Origin of the sequence: Streptomyces sp. NPDC048751 (genome assembly GCF_043198595.1) — a bacterium.
GTDB lineage: Bacteria > Actinomycetota > Actinomycetes > Streptomycetales > Streptomycetaceae > Streptomyces.
In genome coordinates, this window is sequence record NZ_JBICUX010000006.1 from 97,566 (window position 1) to 117,304 (window position 19,739).

18 protein-coding genes are annotated in these 19,739 nt (G+C 69.4%); 9 read left to right on the forward strand and 9 right to left on the reverse strand.

What is annotated here, in order from left to right; all coding sequences use genetic code 11:
• The first annotated feature begins 30 nt into the window (after positions 1-30).
• Positions 31-1,398, forward strand: coding sequence for an MFS transporter (locus ACGFNV_RS20230; protein WP_393624716.1), 1,368 nt, complete (start codon positions 31-33; stop codon positions 1,396-1,398).
• On the opposite strand, the gene ACGFNV_RS20235 is transcribed toward ACGFNV_RS20230, so the two are convergent.
• Both ACGFNV_RS20235 and ACGFNV_RS20240 read right to left on the reverse strand, forming a co-directional pair.
• Positions 1,337-1,945 carry a DUF1349 domain-containing protein gene (locus ACGFNV_RS20235; protein ID WP_393624250.1) on the reverse strand — a complete coding sequence of 203 codons (609 nt, stop codon included), beginning with the start codon at positions 1,943-1,945 and terminating at the stop codon, positions 1,337-1,339. The genes ACGFNV_RS20230 and ACGFNV_RS20235 overlap by 62 nt on opposite strands.
• A gap of 110 nt (positions 1,946-2,055) precedes the next feature.
• On the reverse strand, positions 2,056-3,585 hold the full coding sequence (locus ACGFNV_RS20240) for an aldehyde dehydrogenase (NADP(+)) (RefSeq protein ID WP_393624251.1): 1,530 nt from the start codon (positions 3,583-3,585) through the stop codon (positions 2,056-2,058).
• A 135-nt stretch (positions 3,586-3,720) separates the two neighbouring features.
• Between ACGFNV_RS20240 and ACGFNV_RS20245 the strand changes: the two genes are divergently transcribed.
• The 3 genes from ACGFNV_RS20245 (at position 3,721) to ACGFNV_RS20255 (ending at position 6,529) form a co-directional block, all read left to right on the forward strand.
• Positions 3,721-4,494: an IclR family transcriptional regulator gene (locus tag ACGFNV_RS20245; protein ID WP_133930477.1), complete on the forward strand. Its 774-nt coding sequence runs from the start codon at positions 3,721-3,723 to the stop codon at positions 4,492-4,494.
• A gap of 3 nt (positions 4,495-4,497) precedes the next feature.
• Positions 4,498-4,968, forward strand: a complete 471-nt coding sequence (locus ACGFNV_RS20250; protein ID WP_393624253.1) for a GNAT family N-acetyltransferase — start codon at positions 4,498-4,500, stop codon at positions 4,966-4,968.
• Positions 4,969-5,080: 112 nt separating this feature from the next.
• Complete coding sequence (locus ACGFNV_RS20255; protein WP_393624717.1) at positions 5,081-6,529, forward strand: peptidoglycan D,D-transpeptidase FtsI family protein; 1,449 nt, start codon at positions 5,081-5,083, stop codon at positions 6,527-6,529.
• Between the two features lie 57 nt (positions 6,530-6,586).
• On the opposite strand, the gene ACGFNV_RS20260 is transcribed toward ACGFNV_RS20255, so the two are convergent.
• Positions 6,587-8,038: an NCS2 family permease gene (locus tag ACGFNV_RS20260; protein WP_393624255.1), complete on the reverse strand. Its 1,452-nt coding sequence runs from the start codon at positions 8,036-8,038 to the stop codon at positions 6,587-6,589.
• 269 nt (positions 8,039-8,307) lie between these two features.
• Between ACGFNV_RS20260 and ACGFNV_RS20265 the strand changes: the two genes are divergently transcribed.
• From ACGFNV_RS20265 to ACGFNV_RS20275, 3 genes are all read left to right on the forward strand, one after another.
• The gene (locus ACGFNV_RS20265; RefSeq protein WP_133930480.1) at positions 8,308-8,874 is read left to right on the forward strand and encodes a SigE family RNA polymerase sigma factor; all 567 of its coding nucleotides are present in this window, start codon (positions 8,308-8,310) and stop codon (positions 8,872-8,874) included.
• Positions 8,871-9,731 carry a hypothetical protein gene (locus ACGFNV_RS20270; protein WP_393624257.1) on the forward strand — a complete coding sequence of 287 codons (861 nt, stop codon included), beginning with the start codon at positions 8,871-8,873 and terminating at the stop codon, positions 9,729-9,731. Before ACGFNV_RS20265 ends, ACGFNV_RS20270 begins: the two co-directional genes overlap by 4 nt.
• Positions 9,732-9,816: 85 nt before the next feature.
• Positions 9,817-10,647, forward strand: a complete 831-nt coding sequence (locus ACGFNV_RS20275) for a pectate lyase (protein WP_393624258.1) — start codon at positions 9,817-9,819, stop codon at positions 10,645-10,647.
• A 26-nt stretch (positions 10,648-10,673) separates the two neighbouring features.
• Here ACGFNV_RS20275 and ACGFNV_RS20280 read toward each other — a convergent pair whose 3' ends face one another.
• Genes ACGFNV_RS20280 through ACGFNV_RS20290 form a run of 3 tightly spaced genes read right to left on the reverse strand, consistent with a single transcriptional unit; the run spans position 10,674 to position 13,541 of the window.
• The gene (locus tag ACGFNV_RS20280; RefSeq protein WP_393624260.1) at positions 10,674-11,378 is read right to left on the reverse strand and encodes a DNA alkylation repair protein; all 705 of its coding nucleotides are present in this window, start codon (positions 11,376-11,378) and stop codon (positions 10,674-10,676) included.
• A 37-nt stretch (positions 11,379-11,415) separates the two neighbouring features.
• On the reverse strand, positions 11,416-12,525 hold the full coding sequence (locus tag ACGFNV_RS20285) for an FAD-dependent oxidoreductase (RefSeq protein WP_393624718.1): 1,110 nt from the start codon (positions 12,523-12,525) through the stop codon (positions 11,416-11,418).
• Positions 12,526-12,569: 44 nt separating this feature from the next.
• On the reverse strand, positions 12,570-13,541 hold the full coding sequence (locus ACGFNV_RS20290; protein WP_393624262.1) for a Clp protease N-terminal domain-containing protein: 972 nt from the start codon (positions 13,539-13,541) through the stop codon (positions 12,570-12,572).
• Positions 13,542-13,609: 68 nt separating this feature from the next.
• Here ACGFNV_RS20290 and ACGFNV_RS20295 point away from each other — a divergent pair, with 68 nt between their 5' ends.
• Positions 13,610-13,969 (forward strand): excisionase, encoded by a 360-nt coding sequence (locus tag ACGFNV_RS20295; protein ID WP_393624263.1) that lies wholly within the window; start codon positions 13,610-13,612, stop codon positions 13,967-13,969.
• 223 nt (positions 13,970-14,192) lie between these two features.
• Here ACGFNV_RS20295 and ACGFNV_RS20300 read toward each other — a convergent pair whose 3' ends face one another.
• Complete coding sequence (locus ACGFNV_RS20300; RefSeq protein WP_393624265.1) at positions 14,193-15,347, reverse strand: right-handed parallel beta-helix repeat-containing protein; 1,155 nt, start codon at positions 15,345-15,347, stop codon at positions 14,193-14,195.
• A 200-nt stretch (positions 15,348-15,547) separates the two neighbouring features.
• Between ACGFNV_RS20300 and ACGFNV_RS20305 the strand changes: the two genes are divergently transcribed.
• On the forward strand, positions 15,548-17,746 hold the full coding sequence (locus tag ACGFNV_RS20305) for a family 43 glycosylhydrolase (protein ID WP_393624267.1): 2,199 nt from the start codon (positions 15,548-15,550) through the stop codon (positions 17,744-17,746).
• On the opposite strand, the gene ACGFNV_RS20310 is transcribed toward ACGFNV_RS20305, so the two are convergent.
• Together ACGFNV_RS20310 and ACGFNV_RS20315 are read right to left on the reverse strand one after the other, a co-directional pair.
• Positions 17,743-18,540: an HAD family acid phosphatase gene (locus tag ACGFNV_RS20310; protein ID WP_393624269.1), complete on the reverse strand. Its 798-nt coding sequence runs from the start codon at positions 18,538-18,540 to the stop codon at positions 17,743-17,745. The two genes, ACGFNV_RS20305 and ACGFNV_RS20310, sit on opposite strands and share 4 nt — an antisense overlap.
• A gap of 79 nt (positions 18,541-18,619) precedes the next feature.
• The gene (locus ACGFNV_RS20315; protein WP_393624271.1) at positions 18,620-19,735 is read right to left on the reverse strand and encodes a chondroitinase-B domain-containing protein; all 1,116 of its coding nucleotides are present in this window, start codon (positions 19,733-19,735) and stop codon (positions 18,620-18,622) included.
• Positions 19,736-19,739: the final 4 nt, after the last annotated feature.

Genomic DNA, 19,739 nt, shown 5'->3' on the forward strand with positions numbered 1-19,739 from the left:
ACCACGGATCCCCTCACGCGGAACACACAACTGGCCGACGGGAGACGCCGGCCGGGATCCTCCCCCGCTCTCACCCTCACCGCCGCCCTCCTGGGCTTCGCCCTGATCACCCTTGACGCCTCCGTGGTGAACGTGGCACTGCCGTCGATCGGCTCGGCGCTGGGTGGCGGGATATCGGGCCTGCAGTGGGTGGTGGACGCGTACACCCTCGCCTTCGCGTCCCTGATGCTCTCCACCGGCGCCTTCTCGGACCGGGCCAGGGCCAGCCGCGCCTACGCGATCGGCATCGCGCTCTTCACGCTCGCCTCGGCGGCCTGCGGCCTCGCACCGAACCTGCCGGCCCTGATCGCGGCCCGCACCGTGCAGGGGCTCGCGGCGGCCGTCGTCCTCCCGGCGTCACTGGCGCTGGTGCGGCAGGCGTACCCGGATCCGGCCCGCCGGGCCCGGGCGACGGCCGTGTGGACGGCGGGCGGTTCGGTGGCGGTGGCCCTGGGGCCGGTGGCGGGCGGTGCGCTCACGACGGCCTGGGACTGGCGGGGCGTCTTCTTCATCAACCTGCCCCTGGGCGCCGTGGCCCTCGCCCTGCTGCTGCGCGCGCCCCGCTCCGAGCGCCGCCCGGCGCCCCTGGACCTGCCCGGCCAGGCGACGGCCGCGCTGGCTCTCACCGCGCTGGCCTTCGCGGTGATCGAGCGCGGCCCCGCGGGCTGGGCCACCGCCGTCGTGGCCGCTGTCGCGGGGGCCGCGTTCCTGCGTATCGAGGCGCGGCAGCCGAACCCGGTGGTCCCGCTGGAGTTGTTCCGCAGCCGGGAGGTGACCGCGTCGGTCGCGGCGGGCGCCGCGTGCAGCGTGGCCTTCTACGGCGTGGTGTTCGTCTTCTCGCTCTTCTTCCAGCAGGTACAGGGCCGCTCCGCCCTGCACACCGGGCTGGTCTTCCTGCCGATGACGGCGCTGATCGGAGTGACCAACGTGCTGTCGGGCAAGCTGGCCGGCCGCCACGGCCCGCGCCTGCCGATGCTCCTCGGTCAGGGCCTCGCCGCCGCGGGCCTGCTCGCCCTGCTCCACGTCGACGCCGACACGTCCCCCGCCGTGGTGGCCGCGCTGTTCGTCCCGCTGGCGCTGGGCTGCGGCCTGACCGTGCCGCCGCTGACCGCCTTGATGATGGACGCGGTGCCCGGTGAGCGCGCCGGCCTGGCGGCCGGCGTCCTCAACGCGGCGCGCCAAGTGGCCGGCGGCCTGGCCATCGCCGTCTTCGGGGCGCTGGTCTCCGGCACCTTCGTCACGGGCATGCGCGTGTGTCTGGCCACCGCCGCCACCCTGTTCGGGGTGACCTGGTTTCTCAGCTTCCGTCTCTCAGGTCGCGCGGCCAGTTCGGCCGGAACTCGATGTGGTCGTAGGTGACCACACACCCCGCCCCCATCGGCGACTGCGCCATGAAGCCCACCAGCGCCGCCCCCGTCTCCTTCTCGTCGCCCAGCGTGAACAGCCGGACGAAGGTCCACTTCTCCCCGTCCCGCGAGGCGTGGAACGCGAAGGCCCGCCCGGTCCGACTGACTCGCAGCCAGACCGAACTCCCCTCCACGGTGAAGGAGTTGGCGTCGTCGGAGTGCCCCCGGGTGACCACCGTGCACACCGTCGGCACATCCGGCGAGTACTCCAAGCAGAACTTCGCCCAGGCCCGCTCCCCGACATGCACGTACAGCACCCCGGCGTCGAACGCCGCACCGAACCCCACGGTCACCCGCGCGATCAGCTGGAAGTCCCCTTCGGGCGCCCCCAGCAGCCGCGGCGCGTCGGAGGCGGGATCCAGCCCCTCCCCGGTGGGCGGCACAAAACGATCCTGCCGGGCCCCTGCCCACCCGCTGAGCACCCCGTCCTCATAGGACCAGTTGCCGTCGGGCCCGTAAGTACGCAGAGGGAAAGGCAGTTCGGAAAGTTCGAAGTCCATTGCCTCATCGTCTCAGGTTCGGTGTACGGACTCAGGGGCGCGGGGAACTGCGCGATCAGCCACAGACAACCCGCAGCCCGCAGCCCGCAATCCACCGCACCCCTATGGCGCTACCGCTCCAGACGCCCGTTGAACCGACGAGGCAGCCCCAGCGGGTTCTCGTCCCGCAGCTCCTGCGGAAGCAGCGCCTCAGGCGCCCCCTGATAAGCAACCGGCCGCAGCCACCGCTCGATAGCCGTCCCACCCACGGACGTGGACGTGGACGTCGTCGCCGGGTACGGCCCCCCGTGGTGCTGGGCCGGCGCCACAGCAACACCTGTCGGCCACCCGTTCACGAGTACGCGCCCAGCGAGCGGCGTCAGCTCCGCGAGGATCTCGGCTCCACGCCCCTTCCCCGCCGCCTCGTCGGCGGACAGATGCACCGTCGCGGTGAGGTTGCCGGGAAGCCGGTCCAGCACGCTCTTGGCCTGGGCCTCGTCGTCGTAGCGAACGACGACGGTGACAGGACCGAAGCACTCCTCGAGCAGCAGATCGTGCTCACCCGCAGTCGCCAGCTTCTCCGCCGGAACCGTGAGGAACCCCGCGCTGACCGTGTGCTCGCCGCCCGAACCCGGCGTCACCGGCGTCTCGACGTCGGAGAGCTCCGCTCGCTCGGCGACCCCGGCGACGAAGTTGTCCCGCATCCGGTGATCGAGGAGGACCCCCGCGTCGGTGTCGCTGACGGCGTCCGTCAGCGACTTGACCAGTCCGTCACCGGCCTCGCCCGAGGGCACGAGCACGAGCCCGGGCTTCACGCAGAACTGGCCGACGCCCAGCGTCATCGAGCCGGCGAGCCCCTGGCCGATCGCCTCCGCACGCTCGGCCGCAGCCGCCTCGGTGACGACGACGGGGTTGAGGGAGCCGAGCTCACCGTGGAACGGGATCGGCACCGGACGCGCGGCCGCCGCGTCGAACAGCGCCCGGCCACCGCGTACCGAACCGGTGAAGCCCGCCGCGGCGATCAGCGGGTGCTTGATGAGCTCGATGCCCGCCTCGAAGCCGTGCACGAGGCCGACGACGCCCGCGGGGATGTCGTGTGCGGCGGCGGCGCGGCGCAGGACGCTGGCGACCAGCTCGGACAGGGCCGGGTGGTCGGGGTGGGCCTTGACGACGACCGGGTTGCCGGCCGCCAGAGCGCTCGCGGTGTCACCGCCGGCGACGGAGAAGGCGAAGGGGAAGTTGGACGCCGAGTAGACGGCGACGACACCCAGCGGCACCTTGTAGCGGCGCAGGTCCGGGATGGGCGGGGTGGCGGTGTCGTCGGGGTGGTTGATGACGACGTCGAGGAAGGCGCCCTCGTCGACGATGTCGGCGAAGGCCCGCAGCTGGAAGCAGGTGCGGGCGAGCTCGCCGTTCAGGCGGACCGGGCCGAGCGCGGTCTCGGCGTCGGCGACCTCGACGAGGTGCTCCTTGGAGGCCTCGAGCTCGGCCGCCGCGCCGCGCAGGAAGGCGGCGCGGACGGTGCGGTCGGCGAGCGCCCCGCGCGTGTCGTGCGCGGCGCGGACGGTGGCGTCCACCTCCTGGGCTGTGGCCTCCACCGCAACCTGTTCACGCTGCTTCCCGGTACGGGGGTCGACACTCCAGACTGGTGCTGCTGCCACCGCGGGTCCCTCCACATGTAATGCCGCAGTACTACTTACGTCACCACCAGGGTCGTTCGATATACTGAACGCCGTCTCTGATGATGAATGATGTGCTCGGAGACTATTTCCCGTCGAACGAAGGGGTCAAGGGCGATGTCGGCAGGCGAGACGGGGGGCGGAGCGCAGGTCAAGTCCGCGGTGCGGACGGTTGAGCTGCTCGAATACTTCGCCGGCCGCCCCGGTATGCACTCCCTCGCGGCGGTCCAGGAGGCCGTCGGGTATCCCAAGTCCAGCCTCTACATGCTACTGCGCACGCTCGTGGAGCTGGGCTGGGTGGAGACCGACGCGACGGGCACCCGGTACGGCATCGGCGTACGGGCCCTGCTCGTGGGCACCTCGTACATCGACGGGGACGAGGTGGTCGCGGCGGCCCGCCCGACGCTGGACCGGCTGTCGGACGACACGACGGAGACGATCCACCTGGCCCGGCTGGACGGCACGAACGTCGTCTACCTCGCCACCCGCCAGTCCCAGCACTACCTGCGCCCCTTCACCCGTGTGGGCCGCCGGCTGCCCGCGCACTCGACCTCGCTGGGCAAGGCGCTGCTGAGCACCTACTCCGACGAGCAGGTCCGCAAGATGCTGCCGGAGACGCTGCCGGCCCTCACCGAGCACACCATCACGGACCGGGAGAAGCTCATCGAGGAGCTGCGCCAGGTGCGGGACCAGGGTTTCGCCGTGGACCGCGAGGAGAACACGTTGGGCCTGCGCTGCTTCGGGGTGGCGATTCCGTACCGCACTCCGGCCCGTGACGCGATCAGCTGCTCGGTGCCGGTGGCGAGACTCACGCCCGCCCATGAGCAGATGGTGAAGGACGCGCTGTTCGACGCGCGTGACCGGCTGACGTTGGCGACCCGGAGGCTGTGAACGGTGCAGGTGGTACTGCGAGAGGTCCACGACAGCGACCTGCCGGTGTTCTTCCGGCAGTTGAACGACCCGGAGGCCGCCCGGATGGCGGCCTTCACCGTCGAGGATCCCACCGACTGGGACGCCTTCGACGCCCTCTGGAAACGCATCCGCTCCTCCGGCGACGTCGCGCGGACCGTCCTGGCGGACGGTGACGTGGTCGGCAGCGCGGCCGTGTACGGGGAGCCGGGCGAGCGCGAGGTCACGTACTGGGTCGACCGCGCCTACTGGGGCCGCGGTGTCGCGACAGCCGCCCTGCGCGGCCTCCTCGCCGAAGCCCCCGACCGTCCCCTCTACGCCCGCACCGCCGCCGACAACGAGGGCTCCCTGCGCGTCCTGCAGAAGTGCGGCTTCCGCGTCAGCGCGACCGCCCGGGGCTTCGCCAACGCCCGCGGCGAGGAGATCGACGAGGTCGTGCTGACGCTGGAGCGGTGAGGCGCTCGCCGCCAGTTCCCCACCGTCCCCCTGGCGGGTTTCATGAACGCAGGATGAGAAATCCGGCCGCATGGGAACGATCCACTCCACGTCGAACGTCTTTATGACCGGGATGAACAAGACGATCAGGCGGGCGTCCGTCTTCGCGCTGCTCCTCGTGTTCGCGCTGCTGGTCAGGGCCACATGGGTGCAGTTCTACGACGGCACGGCTCTCGCAGACGACAAGGACAACCGGCGCAACGCGATCGAGACGTACGCGGAGCCGCTCGGGAACATCATCGTGGCCGGCAAGGCCGTCACCGGCTCGACCCGGTCGGGGAGCAGCGACCTCGCGTACAAACGCACGTACACGAACGGCGCGTTGTACGCGGCGGTGACCGGCTACGCCTCCCAGGCCTACGCGCCGACCCAGTTGGAGGGCATCTACGCCGACCTCCTCAACGGCACGGACACGCGCCTGAAGACCGTGATGGACACGGTCACCAACAAGCGGGCCGACCCGGGCAACGTCATCACGACGATCGACCCGGACGTGCAGAAGGCGGCGTACAACGCGCTCGGTGACAAGAAGGGCGCGGCCGTCGCCGTCGACCCGAAGACCGGCAGGATCCTCGCGGTGGTGTCCACGCCGTCGTACGACCCGTCGTCGCTGACCGACGCCAACACCGCCGGCAAGGCGTGGACGAAGCTCACCAAGGACCCCGAGAAGCCGCTGACCAACCGGGCGTTGCGGCAGCCGCTGCCGCCGGGCTCGACGTTCAAGCTGGTCGTGGCGGCGGCCGCGCTGGAGGACGGGCTGTACTCGTCGGTGGACGAGAAGACGAAGAGCCCCGACCCGTACCCGCTGCCGGGCTCCACCAACGACCTGGGCAACGAGAACCCCAACGCCCCCTGCGCCAACGCCTCCATCCGCACCGCCCTGCAGTACTCGTGCAACAACGTCTTCGGCAAGATGGCCGTCGACCTGGGGCAGGACAAGGTGAGGGCGATGGCCGACAAGTTCGGCTTCAACGACGACGCCCAGGACGTACCGGTGCGCGCCTACACGAGCCTGTACCCCTCGGACATGGACGGCGCGCAGACGGCCCTCAGCGGCATCGGCCAGTTCGACGTCACGGCGACCCCGCTCCAGATGGCGATGGTGTCGGCGGCGATAGCCAACGGCGGCAAGCTGGTCTCGCCGCACATGGTGTCCCAGATCACCGACGGCGGTGGTGACGTCCTGAAGGACTACGACGACGACACCACCACGAAGGAGATCGTCAGCTCCTCGACCGCCGAGCAGCTGGAGTCGGCGATGCAGACGGTCGTCGAGAAGGGCACCGGCACCAACGCGAAGATCTCCGGGGCGACGGTCGGCGGCAAGACCGGTACGGCCCAGCACGGCGAGAACAACAGCCAGACGCCGTACGCGTGGTTCACGTCGTATGCGAAGGCCGGCGACAAGGAGGTCGCCGTGGCGGTGATCGTGGAGCAGTCCAACGCGGCGCGCTCCGAGGTCAGCGGCAACGGCCTCGCCGCCCCGGTCGCGAAGGCGACGATGGAGGCGGCGCTCAAGTAACGCGGCGCGCGAGCAGCCACGGGTGAGGGGACGGTCCGAACGGGCCGTCCCCTCATTTCACTTGACGCCGAGAATCTGCTCGATCGGGTCGATCGCGAAGTACACCAGGAACAGTGCCGACGCCCCCCACAGCAGCCAGTGGACCTCCTTCGCCCTGCCGAGGACCGTCTTGATCACGACGTAGGCGAGGAAGCCCGCGCCGATGCCGTTGGTGATCGAGTAGGTGAACGGCATCACGGCGATGGTGAGGAACGCCGGGATGGCGATCTCGTACTTGTCCCAGTCGATGCTCTTGACCTGGGTCATCATCAGGAAGCCGACGGCGACGAGCGCGGGGGCCGCGGCCTGGAGCGGGACGATGGTGAGCAGCGGGGTGAGGAACAGGGCGAGGGCGAAGAGGCCGCCGGTGACCAGGTTGGAGAAGCCGGTGCGTGAGCCCTCGCCGACACCGGCCGCGGACTCGATGTAGGAGGTCGCGGAGGAGGCGGAGGACGCCCCGCCGGCGACCGCGGCGGCGCCGTCGATGAGCAGCACACGGCCCAGGTTGGGCACCTGGCCCTTCTCGTCCAGCAGGCCCGCCTCCGCGCTGATGCCGACGACGGTGCCCATGGTGTCGAAGAAGTCGGACAGGATCAGCGTGAAGATCAGCAGCACGACGGTGATGGCGCTGGTCTCGCTGAAGGCGCCGAACAGGCTGAAGTGGCCGATGAGTCCGAAGTCGGGGGCGTCGACGACCTTGTCGGGCCAGGCCGGGGTGGTCAGGCCCCAGGTCTTGATGTCGGCGATGGAGTTGATGACGATCGCCACGACCGTCATCGTCACGATGCTGATGAGGATGGCGCCCTTCACCTTGCGGGCGAGCAGCCCGATGGTCAGCAGCACACCGAGGCAGAACACCAGGATCGGCCACCCGGCGAGGGTGCCGGTACCGCCGAGCTGCACCGGCACCGTGGTGTTGGCCGCGTCGGGGATACGGCTGACGAAACCGGCGTCGACGAAGCCGATGAAGGCGATGAACAGGCCGATGCCGACGCTGATCGCCTGCTTCAGCGGCTGCGGGATGGCGTGCATGACGGCCTCGCGCAGACCGGTCACCACCAGCACACAGATCAGCAGACCCTCGACGACGATGAGGCCCATCGCGTCGTCCCAGCTCATCAGGGGGGCGATCTGGAAGGCGACGACGGCGTTCAGTCCGAGGCCCGCCGCCAGCGCCAGGGGCAGGTTGCCGCCGACGCCCATGATGATCGTCATCACAGCGGCCACCAGAGCGGTCGCGGTGGTGAGTTGGACGGCGTCGAGCTGGTGGCCGAACTTGTCCTTGGCGCTGCCCAGGATGATGGGATTCAGGACAAGGATGTAGGCCATCGTGAAGAACGTGGCGAAGCCGCCGCGTATCTCCCGGCCGAAGGTGGACCCCCGCTCGGAGATCTTGAAGAACCGGTCGACGCTGTTCACCGCCGGTGGCGAAGCACTCGACCGGTCGGCCACCTTCTGCGTTTCGGACATGGACGGACGCTCCTCGCTGCCTGCTCTAACGGTGTGCGGATGCTGGCTGGATTGTTCCCTCGTTGAACCCGTTCCAGGTTTTCGCCGTGTTACGGAATCGGGTTCGGGCGACCATACGGCGTTCGAAGCCCCGTACGAACCCGGTGAACGATCACTGCTACGCTTCCCGATCTCGTCCCGGCCCCTCCCCGGGACGTCCTCATGTCATTCACATGACACGCACAGGCACCCCGCGAGGTGCCGGAAGTCGCACCGAGAAGAGGTCACCCGTGGGCACAGTCGTCGACGACGCCGCCTCCGTGGAATTCCATGCCTTCTTCGAACGCCACTACGCCGAACTGTCCCGTCTCGCCCACCTGTTGACCGGCGAGTCCGACGCCGCCGACGATCTGGCGGCGGACGCCCTGCTGGCCCTGTGGAACCGCTGGGACCGGGTGCGCGCGGCCGACCATCCGGTGGCGTACGCGCGTGGCGTCGTCGCCAACCTGGCCCGCACCCGCATCCGCAGCGCCGTGCGCGAGCGCCGCCGGATCGCCCTGTTCTGGTCGCAGCGCGAGGAGAAGACCGAGAACCCGGATGTCGCGGGCGTGGTGGACGTCCAGTCGGCGCTGCGTAGACTCCCGTTCCGCAAACGGGCCTGTGTGGTGCTGCGACATGCCTTCGACCTCTCGGAGAAGGACACCGCTCTCGCCCTGGGGATCTCGGTCGGTACGGTGAAGAGCCAGACCTCCAAGGGAATGGCCGAGCTGCAGAAGCTGCTCGGTACGGACAGAGCTCCGCAGAGAGTGCACGCGGCGATGGCGCGCACCGGTGAGGCCGGAGGAAGGGACCGATGACGATGCAGCGGGACGTGCACGACGAGCTGCGCGCCCGGCTGCACGAGGCGGCCGGGTCCCATGAGCCGGACCGCGCGCGCATCCTGGCCAGGATCGAGCGCGGCATGACCGGACAGGACCGGCGCGACCACCGGGCGACGCGGCCGGCGGCGCTGGGCTGGGCGCGCATCGTGGGCGCGACGGCCGCGGTGGCGGGCATGCTGGCCGTCGGCGGGTACGCGGTGGCGTCGGCGGTGAGGGGCGAGCCCCCGCAGCAGCAGACGGTGCAGGCCTCGCCGACACCGGTGCGCTCACCCGAGGCGACCAGCCGCCCGCCCGCCTCCCCGTCCCCGAAGCCGAGTTCCGGTGGCCGGCCGGACGCCGAGAAGCCGAGCCCGAAGCCGTCCCACACCCCCGAGTCCAGGCCTTCGGCCTCCGCGCCCGCCCTGCCGCCGTCGGACGGGGTCGAGGACGGCCCACTGTGGTCGGACGGCTCGGTGGACCCGCACAGCAACGACTTCTGGGCACAGAGCAACATCACCCTCAAAGCTTCCGAGGAACTCACCGCGCTCACCGTGCGGTTGAAGGTCGCCCAGACCGGCGGGGTTACGTCGGCGGGCGCCTGGCGCTCCCTGCCGGAGGACGACTTCACGCTGACGGTGGGCGAGAAGGACGGCTTCCTCGTCTACACCTGGGTGCTCAAGGGGGGCCGTACGGTCCAGAAGGGCGAGTGGGTGTTCGCGGGGCAGTACAGCCACGACCGGGGCGGCCGGGACGCGCGCAAGGACAGCTACGGGATCACCGCCACCGCGAACGGCGAACAGCGCGCGGTGGGCGGCGACTTCGCGGCGCAGGGCGACGACGACGGCGACTCCTGAAGAAGTTCCGGAGACGGGGCAACCCTTTCCTCACCGGCGGCGACCAGAAGGCGCAAGAGTCACCCCGCACTTGAGGAAATGGTTCATGACTGCTCCTGCACCACGCCGCGTCCGGCACCGTCGCAATGTCACCAAGCGGCGTGCGCTGATCGCGGGCTCCGCCGCTCTCGGCATCACCGGCGCGGCGATCGTCACCACGACGATGCTCACGTCGGCCGGCGCCGCGTCCGCCTGGCCGACAGCCTCCGGCAGCAAGTCCGTCTCCTCGACGATCAAGGTCTCCGGCACCTACGACGGCAAGCTCAAGAAGTTCTCCGGCGCGGGCGAACTGGGCGGCAGCGGCCAGGAGGAGGGCCAGGACCCGATCTTCGAGCTGGCCGACGGCGCGGTCCTGAAGAACGTGATCATCGGCACGCCCGGCGCGGACGGCGTCCACTGCAAGGGCTCCTGCACCCTCCAGAACGTGTGGTGGCTGGACGTCGGCGAGGACGCCGCCACCTTCAAGGGCAAGTCCTCCTCCGCCGTCTACAAGGTCGTCGGGGGCGGCGCCAAGAACGGTGCCGACAAGGTCCTCCAGTTCAACGGCGCCGGCAAACTCGTCGTCACCGGCTTCCGCGTGGAGAACTCCGGCAAGCTGGTCCGCTCCTGCGGCAACTGCAAGACCCAGCACCAGCGCACCATCGTCCTGAGCGACATCGACGTCGTCGCCCCTCTCAAGGCCATCGCCGGCGTCAACTCCAACTTCGGCGACACCGCCACCCTGTCCAAGATCCGCATCCAGGGCGACCCCAAGAAGAAGACCAAGACCTGCGTCCGCTTCAAGGGCAACAACACCGGCAAGGAGCCGACGGAGCTGGGCGTGGGCGCGGACGGGAAGACCTGCAAGTTCTCGTCGTCCGACATCACGTACAAGTAGGCGAGTCGCGGTCGCTGTTGCGGCCGCTACCGCCCCTTCACGAAGCGCGCGCGATCGCCCGGCGCCAGCCGCTCGGTCGCGTGGCGGACCGTGATCCGCGGCAGCTCGGCGAGATGCTGGTCGAGGAAGCGCACCAGCAGTGGCCCGTCCCTGCGGCCGATCTCCCGCAGCATCCAGCCGAGCGCCTTGTGGATCAGCGGCTCCGGATCCTGACGCAGGGTCAGGACGAGGCGAAGCGTCGGCTGGAACCGGCCCTCGCGGATCAGGGCCAGCGTGGAGACCACCGCGATCCTGCGGTCCCACAGCCACGTCGAAGCAGCCAGCCCGTCCAGTACGTCCAGGAGGCGCGGGGGATCGTCCAGAAGCCACGGCCCGAGAACGACATACGCCGAGCCGTCCACCAGATCCCAGTTGTCGACACATTCCGTGCGCGCCAGATAGAAGTCGACCAGCGCCTCGCGGTCCGCGCCGCGCGTCGCGCGTACCTGTTCGGCCAGGACCAGGAGTCCGGCGAACCGCTCCTCATGAACCCGGCTGTGCAGCAGCACGTCCACGTCGTCCAACGTCAGCGTCCGGTGCACCCGTGCGAGCTTGCGCAGCACCGGCACACGCACGCCGAGCAGGTGGTCGTCGGCGGCGGGAGTGAGCACCCGAACCTGCTGGACCCGGACATCCGGCTCCGCAAGCTCGCGTATCCGGGACCGTAATGCGTCGAGTGGAACGATCGCCATGCCTGCGGACGCTAGCGCAGCCGCGACGACGTGGTGTTCAGCCGGGTCGGAAGAACGCGAGCATTTTCTGGGCGGCGTCGGGCGACTCCAGGACGTCCTGGACGTACGCTGACTGCCGAGCGGCAGCGCTGGTGCGTTCGAACATCTCGCGTTCGTACTCTTTGACGGCGGCAGGGAAGTCGTCCGGGTGCGTGGCCAGCGCGAGGCCGAGCAGGGCGCCGTCGAGCAGCGCCATGTTGGCGCCCTGCCCCACCGGCGGCATCAGGTGCGCGGCATCGCCGAGCAGCGTGACGCCCGGCCTCGACGGCCAGTTCAGGCCGACCGGGAGCGTGGTGATCGACCGGGGCAGGACCGTGTCGTCGCAGGCCGCGATCAGTGCGGTGAACCGTGAGTCCCAGCCGGTGAACAGCTCGATCAGCCGCGACCGGGCGGCGGCCGGGTCGCCGAACGGGATCCCACTCGTCGCGAACCAGTCCTCCGCGGTGTTGTAGAAGCTGAGGTAGACGCGTACGCGGCCGTCGCCGTTGCGCTGCGCCGACAGGGACTGCCCGTCGCCGAGCACCCAGTAGTTGCCGCGCCCGACCATCGCCGCGAGGTCCGGGCGGGTGCGGTCGATGTCGGGAATGCCGAGCTCGACGACGTTCTGGCCGGTGTGCGCCGGTCGGGCGTCGGTGAGCAGCGCGCGGACCCGGGAGTCCGCGCCGTCGGCGCCGACCAGCAGGTCGTACGGCGCACTGCTGCCGTCGGCGAAGTGCAGCAGGCCGTCGCGGGCGGACTGGAACGTGTGCCCCCAGCGCACCGTGTGTTCGGGGAGGGAGTCCAGCAGCAGGGTGCGCAGATCGGCACGGTCGGCCTCGGGTCGCTCCATCGGGGCGTCGTCGGGCGTGTCCTCCTGGAGCAGCAGGGTGCCGTCCGGCTGGAGAAGGCGCAGGTCCTGTCCTGCGCGACGGGCGATCGCATGGAACTGGTCGAGCAGGCCGGCCTCGCGCATCGCCCGCTGTCCGGTCGTGGAGTGCAGATCAAGCATGCCGCCCTGACCGCGTGCGTCGCGCGACGATTCACGTTCGTACACGACGGCGTCGATGCCGTTCCTGTGCAGCACACGGGCGAGGAGCAGGCCGCCCAAGCCGGCTCCCACGATGGCGATGCCACCGTCGGCGGGGCCCCGAACGCGATCGGGGGTCGACGGGTTCACCGGCGGAGCCGGGGCGCGAGGACCGTGCGCACGGTCTTGGCCACCTTGCTCGCGGCGGATCCGTCCTCTTCTTCGGGTTCCGGTTCCAGGAGGCGCTGGATCTGCAGCAGCAGTTGGTGGGTCGACCGCCAGAGCGGCAGGAACATGCCGGCGACCGGCCCGACGCCCTGGATCGGGCCGCCGGACAGCTCGGTGACCTTCTTGGCGATCGTGACCGTTGCCGGGTCCCGCAGGATCAGGTGCACCTCGTCGTCGACCAGCCGGATCTCCATCTTGCGCGCGGCGGCTTCCTCCGGGTTCGCGTCCGTGGTCGTCTCCGGATCCAGTTCGTCGATCTTGGCGGCGACCGCGTCCGGGTCGACCCCGAGTTCGCGCAGCACCCTGGCCGCCATGCTGTTCTCCGCCCGCAGCATCGCCTCGAGCAGGTGATGGCTGCCGACCGGTGCGCCACCGGCCAGCGCGCCTGCCGCGGCCACGGTGTCCTCGGTGGCGGGTGTACCCGCTGGCCAAGGGCCGGCCGTGACGTCCTGCGATCCCTCCACCGACGCCAACACCGCGGCACGGATCTTGCTGATCGGGCGGATCCGCTCGGCGAGCACCTTCGCTCCGGTGCCCTCGCCTTCCCTGACCAGGGCGAGCAGGATGTGTTCCGTGCCGATGTAGGTGTGGTGCAGCTGCTGGGCCTCGCGCAGGGCAAGGTCCAGTGTCTTCTTCGCGCGCGGCGCGAACGGGATGTGGCCGCTCAGCTCCTCCGTGCCGGGCGGGACCACCGCGGCGACATCGGCCTGCGCCGCCTCCTTGTCGTACCCGAGCTGGTGCAGAACCTTCGCCGCCTCGCTGTCCGGCACGTCGAGCAACCCCAACAGGATGTGCTCCGTGCCGATGTGGCCGTGCTTGAGCAACCTCGCCTGCTCCTGGGCCGCGACGACCACCCGGCGGGCTTTCCCTGTGAACCTCTCAAACGTCATGGTTCTATGGTCCCAACCCTGTCAATACACTGTTACTGACAGGGTCACCATGCTGATGGGAGGGTGCGATGGAGACACCGTCGAACTGGGAGGACCGGCTCGCGCGCTGGCAGAACGAGCTGGAGTTGTTCGAGCGACTGGACGACAGCCCCTGGGTCACGCTGGCCAAGGCGGAAGCCGAGACCGGCGTTTCCCGCTCGGCCCTGCGCTCCTGGTACCGCAACGGCGAGATCCAGTCCCGGCTGGTGGACGGCCCGAACGGGCCGCAGCGCCTGGTCCAGCTGGAAGCGGTGGTCCAGCGCGCCGCCGTGTCACCGCGCATTCAGCGCCGGGCGGAACGAGAAGTCAGCCTGGAAGCCCAGGTCACCCTGCTACGACACCGGGTGGACCAGCTCGAGTTGCGGCTCGCCGCGCTGGAACGGAAGTGACCGGCGCGAGGTCCCACCACACGCGACACCGTCGACGAGTTCGCGCCTCGGGAACAACCATCCCTTCACTTTTGGCGTCTCTTCCCGTACATGGAAGACACACCTTCTCCACAGACCTGCCGGCCTGAGCCCCCCTCGGCCGGCAGCAGCCGACCTGAGCCCCCCTCGGTCGGCGCCAGAACGCCCCGCCGGTGACGACCGGCGGGGCGTTCCATCCGCACCGTCACTTCATCGGCGACCCGGTGCTCGTGGACCCCGTCGTCAAGAACACGGTGGCCGGCAAGGAGCCGTCGGCCTTGCGCGCCCCGTACGCGCTCGTCGCGTCCGTCGAGGTGAAGGGGGGCGTGCTCACTCCGGCGTCCCAGTTGTTCGCGGCGGACACCGTCGAGCGGCCCAGCTTCGACAGTCCCCCCTTGTTGCTCACCGCGAGGTTGCGAGCCAGTCGGGCCTTCCCCGTGGCGAAGTAGAAGCCCGCCCGGGCGTTGGCGTACGCGGTGTTCCGGTTCAGGGCGACCGCACCGGTGTTGGAGTTCTCGGTGAAGCCGTTCAGCGTGTTGTCCCAGGCCGCGTTGTTGTTGACGATGTGAGCGACGGCCACCCCTCCCCCGCCCAGCTTGAACCCGTTGCCGTTGCCCTCGAACGCGGAGTCGCCCCAGCGGTTCCTGCCGTTGCCGAAGGCCCAGGTGTGCTCGATGGTGACCGGGGAGGAGAACTGCCAGAGGTCGAGGCCGTCGTCGGAGTTGTTGTACAGCCTGGCCCCGGTCACCTTGTTGCCGGTCCCCGAGCCGAACTTGACGGCGATCCCGTCCGCGTTCTGACCGTGCCCGGCGGGGTCGTAGTTGCCGTGGCTGTCGAGGTTCTGGACGAGGTTGTCGACCGTGTTGTCGCCGCGCAGGGTGAAGCCGGAGTCGCCGTTGTTCGCCGTGACCAGGTTCTTGAAGATCCCGCCGGTGGAGGAGGTGACGACGAAACCCTGGGCCGGTGAGTTCTGGAAGGTGAGGTTCTGGACGGTCCAGAAACTGCCGTAGATACCGGTGAGCCAGGAGCCGGCGGCCAGCTTGGAGCCGTCGATCCTCACCTTCTCGCCGCCGTGCGCCTGGAGGGTGATGCGCTGGGAACTGGTGCCGCTGGCGGTCGACTTGAGGGTGGCCGTCGGATAGTACGTACCGCCGCGCACCTGGATGACGGTGCCCGCGGTGGCGTTGCGCACGGCCGCCTCCAGCTGTGCGGTGCTGGACACGGTGACCGTCGTCGTGGCGGCCTGGGCACCGCTGTTCGACAGGCCGAGGTAGACGCCGCCCGCCCCGGAGGAGAGGGCCACCGCCGCGGCGATGGAGAGCGTGCGCGTCCTGCGGTGGCGTCCGGTGCTCTGACGCACAGGGCGATCCTTTCCTAGGGGGAAGCTACGCGCTCCAGTCGCCGCCGTGGCCGGATGAGTTGCCGTCCCGCCCGAAAACCCTCGAAACTTTCGCCGCCCGTCGCCCCACCCCTACCTGTTGACGTGCTGTTTCCCGCTCGTAAAACTCCGAAGGCGCCCCACCGTCCAACAGAATCCCCCACACTCCGACAGGATTGCCCATGCGCCCGAGAGTCGTGCTCGTCGCCTGCCTCGCCCTCCTGCTCACCCTGTTCACCGCCCCACCCGGCACCGCGCACTCAGGAGCCCCACCCGTGAACCACCCCAAGTACGCCGGCTACCTCTTCGCCTACTTCACCGGCGAGGGCACGGCCGACGGCGAGCAGATCCGCTATGCGCTGAGCCGCGGCAACGACCCCCTGCACTGGCGTGAGCTGAACGCCGGCAAGCCGGTCCTGACCTCGACCATCGGGGAGAAGGGGCTGCGCGACCCCTTCGTGATCCGCTCACCCGAGGGCGACAAGTTCTACCTGATCGCCACCGACCTGAGGATGTACCAGAACAGCAGCGGCAGCTGGGACCAGGTGCAGCGGCACGGCAGCAAGTCGATCATGGTGTGGGAGTCCACCGACCTGGTCCACTGGACCGACCAGCGCCTGGTGAAGGTCTCCCCCGACAGCGCGGGCAACACCTGGGCGCCGGAGGCCTACTGGGACGACTCCCTCGGCCAGTACGTCGTCTTCTGGGCGTCGAAGCTGTACGCCGACGACGACCCCGACCACACCGGCTCGACGTACAACAAGATGCTGTACGCGACCACGAAGGACTTCCGCACCTTCAGCGCGCCGAAGGTCTGGGACGACCCGGGCTACTCGGTGATCGACTCCACGGTCGTGAAGTACAAGAACACCTACTACCGCTACACCAAGGACGAGCGCGACCCCACCTCCAGCTCGCCCTGCTCGAAGTTCATCACGGCGGAGAAGTCGACGTCCCTGACCTCCACGAAGTACGACTTCGTCGCGGACTGCGTCGGCAAGGGCGCGATGGACCGCGGTGAGGGTCCGACGGTCTTCAAGTCGAACACCGAGAAGAAGTGGTACCTGTTCATCGACGAGTACGGCGGCCGGGGCTACGTCCCCTTCGAGACCACCGACCTCGACGCGGGCAAGTGGACCCCGTCGACGAACTACCAGCTTCCGGCCAGCCCCCGGCACGGCACCGTTCTCCCGGTGACGCAGGAGGAGTACGACAGGCTGCTGGCCGCGTACCCCGCCGCCTCCACGTCGGTCATGGACGCGACGGTGAAGGACCAGAAGGGGTACGCGATCGTCACCGAGAGCGCCTCGAAGGTCGTGCTGCCCATGCGGCCCGACGCAGACCTCCGGCACCTCGCCCCGAAGCTCTGGCTCGGTGAGGGCGCGAAGGTGAGCCCCGAGTCGGGTACGCGCCGCGACTTCCGCAAGCCGCAGACGTACACCGTGACGGCCTCGGACGGCACCAAGCGTGCCTGGACGGTCGAGGCGGTGCACACCCGCAGCCCGATCCTGCCCGGCCTCAACGCCGACCCCGACGTGCACTACCTGAACGGCGAGTACTGGATCTACCCGACGACGGACGGCTTCCAGGGCTGGAGCGGCACACGGTTCAAGGCGTACTCGTCGAAGGACCTGGTCCACTGGAAGGACCACGGCGTCATCCTCGACCTGGGCCCCGACGTGGGCTGGGCCGACAAGAACGCCTGGGCCCCGGCGATCGCCGAGCGCGACGGCAAGTACTACTTCTACTTCTGCGCCGAGCAGCAGATCGGCGTGGCGGTGGCGGACTCTCCCGCCGGCCCGTTCAAGGACGCGCTGGGCAAGCCCTTGGTCGCGAAGGGCGGTTCACTCCAGGGGCAGATGATCGACCCGGCCGTCTTCACGGACGACGACGGCCAGGCGTACCTCTACTGGGGCAACGGGCACGGTTACGTGGTCCCGCTGAACGACGACATGGTGTCGTACGACGCGTCGAAGGTGAAGGACATCACCCCGGACAACTTCCGCGAGGGCTCCTTCGTGATCAAGCGAAACGGCACGTACTACTTCATGTGGTCCGAGGACGACACCCGCAGCGAGAACTACCACGTGGCCTATGCGACGGGACCGTCCCCGCTCGGCCCGTGGACCAAGCGGGGGACGATCCTGTCGAAGCGCCCCGAGTACGGCATCCTCGCCACCGGCCACCACTCCGTGGTGAACACGCCCGGCACGGACGACTGGTACATCGTCTACCACCGGTTCGCCCTGAACGGCCCCGGCCTGCCGGGCGGCGACGGCATGCACCGGGAGACGACGATCGACCGCATGGAGTTCGCGGCCGACGGCACGATCAAGCCGGTCGTACCCACACTGGAAGGCATCAGGCCCGTCAGGAACTAGCTGACGAAGTACGTCGGGTTCGGCAGCTTGTACGTCCGGTCGGCGTGGCCGCCGTCCAGGTCGGAGTACTGGTCGCCGAAGTTGGCGATGATCTCGTACCCGAGGTCGTCCTCGATGTGCGCCCGGGTGCCGGACTTGTACTGCACCGTCGTGCAGGTCCAGGCACCCGGCGTGGCGCACGCGCTCAGGTAGGACGGCGGGTTCGCCTTGTCCTTCAGGAACACGTGGTCGGCGTCGAGGTTCACATCGGCGCCGACCTTCTTCAGGTTCGCGACGGCGGCGGAGCGCTGCGCCTCACTGAGGCCCGAGTTGTAGAAGACCTCGACGCCCTTCTTCTCGGCGTACCGCACCAGCTCGGGGCTGCCGAAGACGGCCGGGCGGTCGGCCCGGTTCACGTAGGCCGCCCAGCTGTCGGCGTTGTAGGTGTAGTTGTAGCGCTTCTCGTAGTCGAGGCTGAGCAGCAGTGTGTCGTCGATGTCGAAGACGACCGCGGGCTTCTCGTGCCGGTGGCGGGCCTTGCGGGCCGCCTGGTCGATGTACTTGCGGGCGCCGGCGTCGAGGCGCGCCAGGTCCTTGGCGTACGGGCTGTCCGGGGACGCCTGGTAGACGCCGTTCGCGTCGGCCGTGGTGCCGTAGTAGGTGTCGATGTCCTTCACCAGGAGCCCGACGTTGTACGGCTCGTGGGTGGAGTTGGCCGTGGACTGGCCGGCCGTGGCGGCGCCGGCACCGTAGAGGCCGGCACCGGCGACGGCACACGCTGCGGCGATCGCCGCGATACGCAGTGACTTATGCATGACAGTTTTCTACGCGCGTCACCCTCGCAGGCGCGAGACCCGTCGGGCAAAAAACGGGTCAAGCGCCCCGGGAGACGTCTCAGTTCATCGTCGCACCGATGGTCGTGCTGCCCGTGGTCAGGAACGTGGTGGCGGGCAGCGCACCACTCGACTGGCGGTTGTTGTACGTGCTGGAGGCGTCCGTCGACCGGAAGGCGGGCGTGCTGACGCCGGAGTCCCAGTTGTTGCCGGACGAGACCACCGAGGACCCCTTGTTGACCTGGCCGCCGCTGTTGCTCACGGCGAGGTTCTTGCCGAGGCGGGCGGCGCCGGTGGCGAAGTAGTAACCCCACTTGGCGTTGGCGTAGGCGGTGGTGCGGTTGATGACGATGGCGCCCTTGTTGGAGTTCTCGGTGAAGCCGTTGCCCGCGTTGTCCCAGGCGGCCGAGTTGTTGATGACGTGCGCGACGACCTCGCCGTCACCGCCCAGCTTGTAGCCGTTGCCGTCGCCCGCGAACGCGGAGTCGCCCCAGCGGTTCTTGCCGTTGCCCATGGACCAGGTGTGCTCGATGGTCACCGGCGACGAGAAGGACCAGAAGTCGAGGCCGTCGTCGGAGTTGTTGTAGAGGCGGGCGCCGGTGACCAGGTTGCCGGTGCCCGACCCGAACTTGATGGCGAGGCCGTCGGCGTTCTCGCCGTGGTTGGCGGGGTCGTAGTGGCCGTAGGAGTCGAGGTTGCGGACGGTGTTGTTGACCGTCCCGTCCCCGGTGAGGGTGAAGCCGGAGTCGCCGCCGTTGATGGTCTTGATGTTGTTCCAGTTGGTGCCGGTGCAGGACTGGCAGACGACGGCGCTGTCCGGGGAGTTCTGGAAGGTGATGTTGGAGACGTTCCAGTAGTCGGCGGTCAGCTTGAAGATCCAGTCGCCGTCGGGGAGGCTCCCGCCGTCGATCTTCACGGTCTCCGAGCCGTACGCGGCGAGCGTGATCGGGCTGGACGAGGTGCCGTTCTTCGTCGACTGGAGGGTGGCCGTCGGGTAGTAGGTGCCGCCGCGCACCTGGATGACCGTGCCCGCTGTGGCGTTCTTGATGGCGTTGGACAGGTCGGTGGTGTTGCTGACGACCACGGTCGCGGCCTGCGCCTGGGTGGGGAGCACGGCGAGGCCGGCGCCGGCGGTGACGACGGCGAGAGCGGTGAGGGAACTCCTGATGCGGCTCATGAGG